The organism is Bradyrhizobium diazoefficiens (assembly GCF_016612535.1).
Lineage (GTDB): Bacteria > Pseudomonadota > Alphaproteobacteria > Rhizobiales > Xanthobacteraceae > Bradyrhizobium > Bradyrhizobium diazoefficiens_C.
The window spans coordinates 3,053,609-3,065,835 of sequence record NZ_JAENXS010000002.1; the positions used below are offsets into that span (position 1 = coordinate 3,053,609).

The window sequence follows — 12,227 nt, forward strand, 5'->3', positions numbered from 1 at the left end:
GACAAGAGCCGGCAGAGAGAGCAAGGCGCCGCCAAACTCGAGTTGCGCGTTTTAACGCGCTGACGCCTTGCTTCGTCTCGAGATCAGCAGGGAACGCACCGACAACGACGCATCAAGATTGTCGACCGCCAGGGTTGACGGCAGCTTGCACTGTTGGACCTTGTGGGGCGCAAGCGTGTCTCGGTGAGAGCTGGCCGTGTGGAGCCTACCATTGCACTGGTCCATGTGCCGGGCACGAAGTAGACGCGCGATGAGCACGGCGGGGCTGGTACTCGGCTCTATACTTTGCTCCCTAGCACCGCTCAAGAAGCCGGGCTCGCTTGCATCAGCTTCGGGCAAGCCAAGCGGTACCACTATAGCTGCATGGCTCTGCACACCACCTTCGTCATTCCCAGGAGCGCAACACCTTTTCGGGTTGTAGGCTCAATGCCGAGGCCTCGCTGATGTTCGGCGTCAATTCAATTCGCGATCGCTGCCGAGGTCGGATGTCGGAGCGATCGTCTGAGCTCAGCAAACTGCTGGAACACGACAAGCGTTGCGACCATTCCGGCGCCTAGCTCAGCGGTTGCCTGACTGGCCAACAGTCCGTTAAAGCCCGATATCAGTGGTAACAACAGTACGGCCGGTATGAAGAAATAGCAGTGCCTCGCCAAGGACACAACCACACTAAGGCGTGCTCTCCCGAAGGACTGAAGCATCGACGTCACGAAACTCTCAATGCCAAAAAGCCAAAAAAAGAGATGGAAGACGACACAGGTCAAGACGGCAATTTCCGTGACGTTCTCGCTATCGCTGAACAGCTTGACCAAAGGTCGGGCAAAGCTCACAACGGCCGCAGAGTATGCAGCCGACAGTGCGACACTCATGGAAAGCATGAGCTTTGCGGCCTTCAATACGCGAGGCAGATCGCGTGCGCCCCAACTGAAACCCAGAACAGCTTGAGAGCCCATACAAAAGCCGGTGATAGGCAGTGCGCCGATGGTCAGAAATCGCGCAGCTATCCCTATCGCCGCGATGCAATCGTCCCCGAATGGCGCAGCAGCTCCGTACAAGAGCATAGACGCAATGGCAGATAAGATGCCTGTCATGGTCGCAGGCGCTCCAATAGACGCGATCTGCCTGATGCGACTTGTTCGCAATGAGATGTAAGACAGCTTTATGAGGACTATCCCGCGCAGCTTCGAAAAATGCGCGATATAGAGGCCAATGGCAGCGATCTGAGATATCAACGTCGCGAGGGCTGCGCCTCGCACACCGAAGTCCAGCAAGAAGATGAAGGCCGGATCGAGCACGGCGTTCAGTATGAAGGCGGTCATCATCGTCCACATGCTGAAGCGTGTGTTGCCCTCGGCCCTCACGATGAAGCCGTTGACGATGTTTAGAAGCATCAGGGTGTACCCGAACAAAAGCGTCGCCGCATAGTCGAGCACCACGGGCATGATGGTTGGAGTCGCCCCGAGCGTTACGAAGATCCGTCGCAAGTTTAGCAGGAGAACAATCGTAAGCATGATACCGATCGGAGCGGCCAGGGCCAGCGCAGTACTCGCCGCTCTACTCGCCTCCAGGTACTCACCAGCACCAAGATGGCGAGATATGAACGAGGCTGTTCCAACACCGATACCCTGACCGACTGCCGTCAGCAGGACGACGACAGGCAAGGTCATGCTGACAGCTGCGATCGCTTGCGCGCCAAGTGCGCCAACAAAGATCGCATTGACGGCCTGCTGTAGCGCGTTGATCGATAGGCCAACAATAGACGGAATCGCAAGCCGCAGGATAAGGCCCGACAGGTTGGGATCCGATAGATCGATGTTCTTCTTGTTTGCCATCACATCTCGAACGCTTTCGACGACCACTTCCGCATCCTGCTCATTCATGGATGACAGTGTCGCGGGCTCCTCCGAATTCGTCGATCGTCAGCAGCAGCTCCTGCTGCAACACGGTGCAAAAGTTTTGAGTCACCTCATAACCGATCTGGGTTGGGTCATACCTTGTTTCAATTTGTAGAGCGCCGGCTTGATATCCAACATCGAACCAGAAGAGGTGACTCGCGGCCGCTTCATCCATGTCTTCGCCGATCCAGATTGGAGACGGCTCATGGGTCAGGAGGCGGCGCGGAAAATGGCGCTTCAAACCCGCTCGATAATTCAGTCCAATTTTGGGTAAGGGCAGACGATCGATCCGGCTCCGCACGGCTGGATCTCGGTTAAGGAATTTCAAGGCCCGGAACCCTATTCCCCTGCGCGGCAGGATATTGCGCTGGCGGTTTATTGAATGGGCACGATCGGGACGGGACTCCGTTCCGGCGAGACTCAAGGAAAGCGGAACGAGTTCGCTGATGTGGCCAATGATCTGCGATGGATCAATATCTTCAAACAGCCGACCTCGGATCGAGGTAAGGCTATCAATCCAGAGCGAATAGTTGCCGAAAACACGTCCACAGGCGCCGGATATGGCCGCAAGAAATACGTCGATGTCCTTACAATGCGCCGATCTGGCTGCAATATTGACGAGATCAGCTGTCGCTTCTTTGCCAATCTCCAGATGATGCTTCGCCTGATCTTCCCAAAGGAATCGGCAATTCGCGTCATCCTTGCGGCCTTCAAGGCGTGCATAATGCAGCTCTCTAGCGGTCACGTCTGAAAAGCTTGCGCCGCCCGATGAGGTGTGGCTGACGTCCAAATTGAACTGACGGTAGTCGATCCCCTCCCAGTATTCGAGTTCGGCTGGCGCTTCGCGGTTCGCGTAGTGCTCAAGGCGCTTCAGCCATGAAGAGAGCATCTGCATGTTCTCGGGACTACTCACGGCCTGGGCTGAGCTAATCGCGTTGTAGGCCGAATCCAATGCTTCCAGGAACAATCGATAGCCTATCCCGTCCGCAACGAAATGATGCATCAGGACCAGCAGATAGTAATCGCCGCTTTCCGATGTGCGGAAGGCTGTGACGTTAAGAAGAGGCGTCTGGCCGTCAAAACGAAAAATATGTTGACGTCTTGCTGAGATGCTCTCGATTACCTTACGCTGCCGCAGGCTGGTCATTCCGACGAGATTGACCACCTCCACGAGGCGTTCGGCCACCGAATCTGCGATCGTCAGACGTAGGCCATCGTCGGTTCGGGCGATACGGAGCCTGAGGCCTTCGTGCCTATCCATAACATGGGCAAGGGCGCGTTCTAGCAGCGGGATATCCAGGATCCCGCCGGGCAGAAAGAACAGATCGCCTATGTTGTAGTGCTCATCGAAGCCGACAAGAGGCTTCCAAGATGCGATCGCGGGGATAACTGGCAACGAGCCATCCGCGGAAGGGACGGTATGGGGTGTAACCGTCGCTCCATCTGCAGCCAATTCCCTGATGGTCGGGGTTCGATAGAGTTGGTCAACAGTAAGATTCAGCCCGGCTGCGCTCGCCAGGGTGACGCAGCGCACGCTTAGAAGAGAGTCTCCGCCGATATCAAAGAAGCTGTGGTCAATTCCAACCCACTTCGCGCCTAGTAGATCCTGCCAGATCCCGGCAAGAAGACGCTCCTTGCTCGTGCGGGGCTCAGCAGACAGACCAAGCCCGACGTCGCGGTAAGGAACGGAAAACAGGTGAGCACGATCTATCTTTCCGTTGGCCGTAAGGGGGATACTGTCAACCAATCGAAAGGCGGCGGGAATCATGTAAGACGGCAACTTGTGGCGCAGGTGGGCGACAAGATCCTCAGAGCATAGCCTGTCCCGCACGGGAACCAGGCTTGCGGTCAAGTGAGGATGGTCATCCATACCTTGCGCGACGACCGCGGCCTTTGCGATTGCCGGATGAGATTCAAGGGCCTTTTCGACCTCCTCCAGCTCAATGCGATAGCCCCGTACTTTAATCTGGTTGTCGGATCGGCCGCAAATCTCGAGAAGGCCGCTGGTTGAGATCCGTGCGATATCACCAGTTCGATAAAGAACGCTGTATTGTCCGTCACCATAAGGATTCGGCACGAAACAACGGTCTGTCCGTTCCGGATCCCGCCAGTAGCCGGCGCTCACGCAGCGTCCCGCGATGCAGAGTTCGCCGGCGGCTCCGACAGGGACTCTCTTCAATCTGTCATCGAGCACGTAGACTTTGACGTTGTCGATTGGATGCCCAACTGGGACGAGCGACGAGCCGTCGTCGGCATCCGATGTTTTGTAGACTGAGGCATTGGATGCACATTCCGTAGCGCCATAGAAATTCCACAACGGCACATCCGGGAAAAGCGCACGCCAGCGAACCGGGAGCGAGGACGGCATCGGTTCAGCGCTGCTTGTGACCAACCGCAGGGAGGTGGCGCGCCGCTGCCGTTCTTGGGAAGCAATGAGGCCGGTCAGGAGCGACGGCGAGGCAAATAGATGTGTCGCGCGACATCTCGCCAACGTGCTCAACAGCAGATCTGGATCCAGCAACTGCTCCCGGGTCAGGATCAGAGTGGACACACCTCTCAGAAGCCCCCCGAAGTATTCCCAAGCCGACGCAACAAGTGATGCGGACTTCTGGACAACCATTACGTCGGACTTGTCGAAGGGAGCGCTTCGCCACATCCAGTGCAGCCGATTGAGAATTGCCGATTCCGGTATAAGGACCCCCTTCGCCTTTCCGGTTGAGGACGAGGTGTATATAAGGCTCGCAATTCCCTGATCTGATGGTTTGTCGATGCGCTCAGAATGGTGCGCGGACGTGCCGTACCCTTCTAGGTCCAACAAAGAAATCGACGGAGTCTCAAAGCCAAGGTCAATGGCACTTGCGTGAACCAGACGCTTTGGTTGACTATCTCGCAGGACATGTTCGATCCGTTCACGTGGATAATCCGGCGATATAGGGACAACGATAGACCGCAAGGCTCGTGCCGCGAGAATAACAGCGGCCACGTCAGGCGACCGGTCGACCAGCAAGGCGACCCTATCGCCGGCGCCGACGTCAGACGCCTGCAGTAGCGACCGGATTGCGGTTACGCGCTCACGCAGATCGCCGAATGTGATCGCACCGAAATCACCAAAATACGCCAGCTGGCTGCGATGTGAGGCGCTGATTTGCTCGAACGCTTCGACAATCGGACATTCAGTCGCGTATGACTGCGCCGAGCCATCGAGCGATTCCAGCACAACGACGTCCGCCGCGCTGAGGCAGCTCAGATCCTTAACGGGCGCAAGCGGATTCTCGACGCAGGCTGCAATCAGACAGCGCAGATTATCAGCCATACGGCCGATGAGATCGCTGGAAAATATGTCTTCTGCATATGCTAGCTGGAGCGCAATTTCATCGCCCTGATCTTGTGCGTACAAGGTCAGATCGAATTTTACATAGCCGGTGTCGTATTCGCGGAATGTCAGATCGAGCTCATGCTGGCCAGGCGGCTCCGCAGCCTCGGAATACATGTTGAACATGACCTGGAAGATCGGCGATCGTCCCGCTTCGCGACATAGCCGGCTATCCCTTACCATCCAGCCGAACGGATATGCCGCATTTGCGATGGCATCGCTGACCAGGCCCTGGATGCGCAAGGCATGAACCGCAAAGGACTGACCGACATCGATCGCGGAGCGGATTGGCAGCATATTCAGGAAAAAGCCGACAATGTCGGCACTGCCGGGTCGATCCCGTACGACGTGCGGTATGCCGACGATAACGTCGTCTTGACCGCTATACATCCGCAGAAGCAGCTTGAAGCACGCGAGGAGGGTTGTCGACGTGGTGCACCTGTGTTGGCGCGCAAACTCCCGTACCCGATTGGAGAGCTCGCTGCCGAGCAGCACGGCATGCGAGGCGCCGCGGTGAGAGTTTGTCTGCGGCCGCGCCTGTCCCGTTCCAAGCGAAAGCACCGGCGGATCATCACCAATCCGACGACGCCAATAGCTGCGTTGGTTGGCCAGCGCCTCTGGCGTCGCGTGCTGCTTTTCCCAGACCGCATAGGTCGAAAGTGAAACGCGGTTCTTTGGCAAAGGCGCCGCGGGATGTAGGTACGTTTGTCGAAGGTCTCTGAGCAGAACAGAGATCGACCAGGCATCTAGGATAATTTCGTGAGCGCTGATCAGTATGAGATGGTGGTCAGGGCCAAAACGGATCATGCGCCCGCGAAACAGATTGCCCTGACTGAGATCAAAGCTGCCGTTCAGCTCTGTTCGTCGCAACTCCGCGATCAGCTCCTCAGCTTCCTGCGCCGACAGATGAGATGCATCAGCCAATTCAAGATTGTCACATTGCGGAGCATCAAAGAGCTGGACCGGACCATCCTCGTCGATAAAGCGTGCAGAAAGGGCCTGATGGAAGCGAACGACATCGGTCCAGGCGCGATTGAACGCGGCCAGATTGATGATGCCTCTTATTCGCAGGCCGCCTTGAATGATGTAGTTCTTGGCAGACGGATCGAGCTGGGAGAGAAACCATAGGTGCTCCTGAACTCGCGTCAGAGGCGATCGCGTAAGCTTTCCGTATGCGGGGCCTATGCATGGTTTGGACGCGCCTCGGGTCGAGATCGAAGCCGCAAGAGATCGGATCGTTCCATTCAGGACGAGCCTGAAATCCGTTCTCACTCCGAATTCGGTCTGCAATTGGCCCAATATGAGCATAGCCCGTAGCGAGTCTCCACCGAGGCTTATGAAGGGATCATTCACACCAATGTTCTCAATGCCCAGAATGCCTGACCAGATCTGACACAGCTTGGCTTCAAGCTCTGTTCGCGGCCCCTCGAATGGCGTCGGCATTGCAGGGCGAACACTGGTCGGGTCCGGCAATGCTCCAAAATCGACCTTTCCGTTTCTGGTCCGTGGAATACCGCCGACGTGGATGATCCTTTCTGGGAGCATGTAGGTGGGAAGCGTTTCGGCAAGAAAGTCCAAAAGCTCGCATTGCGTCACTTCAGCCGGGGCTGACACATACGCGACGATTCGTCTCGATCCAGTGTCCCCCTCGGCACTGGTTATGTCTCGCGCCGTAAGCTTTACCCCTGCGCAGACGGACGCCACCGCGACAGCGCCACGTACAAAGTGATGAGCGGAGAGGCGGGCCTCGATTTCTCCCAACTCAATTCTGTGCCCGCGGATCTTGACCTGACGGTCCCGTCGACCAAGACATTCCAAAAGGCCATCGGAACGAACGCGCCCAAGATCACCTGTCCTGTACAGGCGCCGGAACGACGGGTCGTTCGAGAACGGGTTTGGCCCAAAGGCATCCTTGGTGCGGACGTCGTCATTGACGTAACCAGTGGCAACACCAACACCGCTAACACAGATTTCGCCGACCTCTCCCGTGTCGCACAGACGAGATCCATCGGTGATATAGACCTGAAGGTTCGCAATCGGCTTGCCGATCGGCACATAAGTGTCCGCCACCCCGGGAGGTACGGAAACCAGATTGTGCGTAACGCCGTCGGCGCACTCGGTCGGCCCGTAGTGGTTTAGAATGGGGATCTGCGGATATAGCGTAAGCCAGGCGCGCGCCAGGCCGGGTGTCAGGGGTTCTCCAACGGTGGAAATAATCCGCAAACTGTCCAGAGCTCGCTCAGCCGCCGCAAGGCGCTGCAGATATTCAACAAATACTGCAAGCATTGACGGCACGAATTGAGCAACCGTCACGCCGTACCCTTGAATTGCTTTGAGAAGAGATACTGGCGATTTCAGTGTCGCATCATCAATGATCGCGATACTGGCTCCGACGCAAAGCCCTGCCAGAAGTTGCCACAGCGAGATGTCAAAACAATGCGATGCCGTCTCGGAAATGCAATCCATTCGAGTGAGTGTCAGGGCGTCGATTTTTGCCGCCAAATGATTGTTGAGGGCTGCACGCCCAATCATTGCGCCTTTAGGCTCGCCCGTTGAACCAGACGTAAACAGAATGTAGGCGTGTCCATCCGCGCTCGATGATGGAACGAAGGACGACGGCTGGCGCTCACGCAGCTCCGCCTCTATCGGCATGAAGTGGATGGTGCCTTCGCTCCTCGACTGGAGCAGATTGAGCGAATGCTGCTGGTCGGGACCAATAATCAGGGCACAGCGACTCTGCTCAATTATGAACGACGTACGTGAAGCCGGTAACGATGGATCGAGCGGTAGGTACGTTGATCCGGCCTTCAAGATTGCGACGACCGCCGTCGCCCAGTCCAAGCCGCGCTCACCCCAATACCCGACGACAGCGCCCCGACCGCCATGCTCTCGCAGGCTCCTTGCGAGGGCATCCGATCTTAGTCGCAGCGCCTCGTAAGTGAGCTCGTCTGCGCCGCTCCTCAGCGCAATTCTCTCCGGATCCGATCTCGCAATGCGATCGATCGACGTGGTCGCCTCGATCGCTTGACGTTCCACATACGGAGTTCTTTCGGATAGATCTCGGCTAGGCAAACGCGTCCCCCATTCATCGCCTTCTGGGGCCTCAAATCAGAACGCCGATGATCTTGATTGCGGGTATGGATTGGTCACCCCCGGTATCGGCCAGACATAGTGGTGCCCTTTGGTCGTTTCTTAGCTTCCCGCCCTAGGCGTTCACCACTGTTTGCTCGATGACGTCAGGGCATCACGGCCGGACGTGTAGGGCCTCGAATTTGCCTTGGCACCTACCGGATCTTGTAGTCGACACGCGTCAATCTGCATGGCACCCGCAACCAACGGGTGCCTGCCACGGTTTGGTGCTCTCCTCACGAAAGCGGACTTGGACGCTCGCCGGGCTGCGGATTCCTACGGCACCCAAGCGGTAAACACCGATTGCGTACAACTGATTTGTGCCTTTGAGACGACGCCCAAGTCCTTGATGCGGCATTGAGGTCATGACGTACCGGCAAAACGCGCCGCCTGATCACCTCGTCATCTAAATCCCGAACAGCTCATTTTACTGAGCCGGCAATTGAATGGAGATTCCTCAGTGATTATTGATAGCGACCAAGAAGTACCGCCGGCTCTAGCCACCGGCGCGACGCATTTGCTTATCGAGCTATGGGGAGCGAAAAACCTGGACGATCCGGACGTTGCGGAAGACGCAATCCGAAAAGCCATCGATGCGGCGAGTGCGACATTACTCCACCTTCATGTTCATAAATTTTGTCCAGGCGACGGCGTCTCGGCAATAGCCTTGTTGGCTGAATCGCACATGACCTTACATACTTGGCCTGAGAGGTCCTACGCGGCCGTTGATGTTTTCGTATGTGGCGACAGCAATCCTGCGAGCGCCGTGCCAGTTCTGGTTGAGGCTTTTCAGCCCGAACGGTCGGACGTTCGCAGCTTCCGAAGAGGTGTGTCAATCAAGCCAACCGGCTGAGCAGGTAGTCGGTCCCTTGGGTCAGTCATCGAGATCGCTGCATCAATCAGACAACTATCTTGCGGCGCAGCCCCTGCCCACTGGAAGTGCTTTCATCTCCGCCACAACTGACGCTTGCTTCGGCGCGAATGCGCCTTGGCAATGACCATTGCCGCATTGCATCTTCAATCAATCCCGCCTCAGGTCGGCCGCAGCGCCTTGGAGCCGAGACCCAGCTCCTCGATCTGCTCGTTCCGGACGGACCCGGTCTTGGCACGGTGGTCGGTCGCTAGGACCACATAGACCGCCGGCAGTACGAACAGCGTGAACAGGGTGCCGACCGACATGCCGGCCACGACCACGAGGCCGATTGAGAAACGGCTGGCAGCTCCCGCGCCGGTCGCGGTCAGGAGCGGAATCAGGCCGGTCACCATCGCGGCCGTCGTCATCAGGATCGGCCGGAGGCGGATGCGCGCGGACATTTCGATCGCCGAGCGGCGGTCCAGCCGCTCGTTGATCTGGAGCTCGTTGGCGAACTCCACCATCAGGATGCCGTGCTTGGTGATCAGGCCGACCAGCGTCAGCAGGCCGACCTGAGTGTAGATGTTCATGGTGGCGACGCCGAAGAACAGCGGGATCAGCGCGCCGACGATCGCCATCGGCACGGAGATCATGATGACCAGCGGGTCGCGCAAGCTCTCGAATTGCGCCGCCAGCACCAGGAAGATGATGATCAGCGCGAAGGCGAAGGTGATCGCGAGCTGATTGCCCTCCTGCACATACTGCCGGCTGTCGGCGAGAAAGTCATGGCTGAAGCCTTGCGGCAGCTTCTTGGCCTCGCCTTCAAGGAAGTCGACCGCCTGGCCGACGGTCACGCCGGGCATCGGCACCGCCGAGAACGTCGCCGAGCTGAGCTGGTTGTAGTGGGTCAGCGAATTCGGCGCAGTCGTAGTCTCGATTGACACCACCGTCGATAGTGGCACTTGCTGGCCGGTGCTGGTCGCTACGTAGTAGTTGCCGAGCGATTCCGGCGAGAGCCGCTGAGCGCGTGGTACCTGCGTGATCACCTGATAGGAACGGCCCTCCAGGTTGAAGCGATTGATGTAATTGCCGCCGCCGAGGAGCGCGAGCGCGCTGCCGACGTTCTGCATATTGATGCCGAGGTCCTGCGCCTTGGCGCGGTTGACGTTCACCTTCACGGTCGGCTGATTGAAGGCGAGATCGCTGTCGGAGACGATGAACATGCCGCTTTTGCGCACGGCGTCCTTCAGCTTCTCCATCTGCTCATAGACGGCCTGGAAGCCCGCGGTCGAGTTGATCACCATCTGCACCGGCAGACCGCCCGGCCCGCCCGGCAGCGGCGGCAGGTTGACGGCGAACGCCTGGATCCCCTCGATCTTGGAGAGCTCGGCCTGGACCAGCGGCTTCAACTGAATCGAGGAGCGCTTCCGTTCATCCCAGGGCTTGAGCAGCATGCCGGCGATACTGTTCTGAGGGCCGTTGATGCCATTCAGCACGAAGCGCAGATCGGTCTCAGGGAAGCTTTGAAATTTCTTGTCGAGCTTGTCGCCATAGAAATCGAGATAGTCGTTGTTGGCGTATTTCGGTGCTTTGGTCACCGCGAACACGATGCCTTGGTCTTCCTCGGGTGCGAGCTCACTCGAGGTGTGCAAGTAGAGGAACCCAACGAGGCCAAGGATCGTCATCGCGAATAGGCCCGTTACCGCCTTGTAGTCAAGTGAGCGGTCGAGCTTGCGGCCGTACCAGCGCGTCAAGGCACCAAACACCTTGTTCACGAGCACGGCGAAGCGGCTCTCGTCGCTGTTCTTGAAGAGCACCGAGCACATCATGGGCGACAGCGTCAGCGCGATCACCCCCGACACGACCACCGAGCCGGCGAGCGTGAACGCGAATTCACGGAACAGCGAGCCGGTTAGTCCACCGAGGAAGCCGATCGGGGCATACACGGCGGCCAGCGTGATCGTCATCGAGACGACCGGGCCGACGATTTCGCGCGCGCCTTCCAGTGCAGACTGCACCGGTGTCTTCCCTTCTTCCAGATGCCGATGGATGTTCTCCACCACCACGATGGCATCGTCGACCACGAGCCCGATCGCGAGCACCATCGCCAGCAGCGTCAGCAGGTTGAAGCTGAAGCCCAACATCAGCATCAGCGTGCAGACGCCGATCATGGACAGCGGGATCGTGACGACCGGAATGATGACGGAGCGGAACGACGCCAGGAACAGGAAGATCACCACGATGACGATGATCACGGCCTCCCCCAGCGTCTTCTCGACCTCGTCGATCGACGACTGAATGAACTTGGTCGAATCGTAGGCGACCTTCATCTTCATCGACGGCGGCAAATTGCGCTCGAGCTCGGGAAACAGCGCGCGCACGCCCTTCACCAGCGTCAACGGATTGCCCTGCGGGGTCGCCTGGACGCCGATGAAGATCGCATGCTCGCCATTGAACGCGACGCTCGCATCCGTGCTCTGCGCGGCAAGCTCGACGGTGGCGATGTCCTCCATCCGCACGAAGCCGCCGTCCTTGGCCTTGACGATCATCTTCTTGAACTGGTTGACGTCGGTCAGCCCGGTGTTTGTCGATATGTTCGAGACGATCAGATAGCCCTTGGTCTGGCCCGCCGCGGATTGGAAATTATTCGCGGCGATCGCCGCGGAGACATCTGCCGGCGAGACGTTGCGGCCGGCCATCTTCATCGGGTCAAGCCACAGCCGCATCGCAAAGGTCTGGCCGCCCAGGATGTCGGCGGACGCCACGCCGTCGACCGTTGACAGCACGGGCTGTACCACGCGCGTGAGATAGTCGGAGATCGCCGAGCCCGACAGCTCGTCCGAGGAGAAGCCAAGATACATCACGGCCGTGGTCTGGCCCGTGGTCTTGGTGACGATCGGGTCGTTGGATTCCTTCGGGATCAGATATTTGACCGAGTTGGTCTTCGCGAGCACCTCGGTGAGTGCCTGATTGGGATCGA

General features: G+C 58.1%; 4 protein-coding genes. 1 reads left to right on the plus strand and 3 read right to left on the minus strand.

The window, feature by feature from the left end:
* Window positions 1-458: 458 nt before the first annotated feature.
* Window positions 459-1,877 (minus strand): MATE family efflux transporter, encoded by a 1,419-nt coding sequence (locus JJE66_RS31135; RefSeq protein WP_200518484.1) that lies wholly within the window; start codon window positions 1,875-1,877, stop codon window positions 459-461.
* The gene (locus tag JJE66_RS31140; protein ID WP_311979980.1) at window positions 1,870-8,301 is read right to left on the minus strand and encodes a non-ribosomal peptide synthetase; all 6,432 of its coding nucleotides are present in this window, start codon (window positions 8,299-8,301) and stop codon (window positions 1,870-1,872) included. Before JJE66_RS31140 ends, JJE66_RS31135 begins: the two co-directional genes overlap by 8 nt.
* A 553-nt stretch (window positions 8,302-8,854) precedes the next feature.
* On the opposite strand from JJE66_RS31140, the gene speD reads away from it, so the two are divergent.
* Window positions 8,855-9,247 carry an adenosylmethionine decarboxylase gene (speD, locus tag JJE66_RS31145; RefSeq protein ID WP_200518495.1) on the plus strand — a complete coding sequence of 131 codons (393 nt, stop codon included), beginning with the start codon at window positions 8,855-8,857 and terminating at the stop codon, window positions 9,245-9,247.
* A gap of 179 nt (window positions 9,248-9,426) precedes the next feature.
* Here the strand turns inward: speD and JJE66_RS31150 are convergent.
* Window positions 9,427-12,227 (minus strand): efflux RND transporter permease subunit (locus tag JJE66_RS31150; protein ID WP_200518497.1); only part of this gene is annotated, 2,801 nt, incomplete at its 5' end.

What these genes read in the sequence shown, in the direction of transcription:
- JJE66_RS31135 (WP_200518484.1), bottom strand. Translation starts at nt 1,877, where the DNA reads ATGAATGAGCAGGATGCGGAAGTGGTCGTCGAAAGCGTTCGAGATGTG.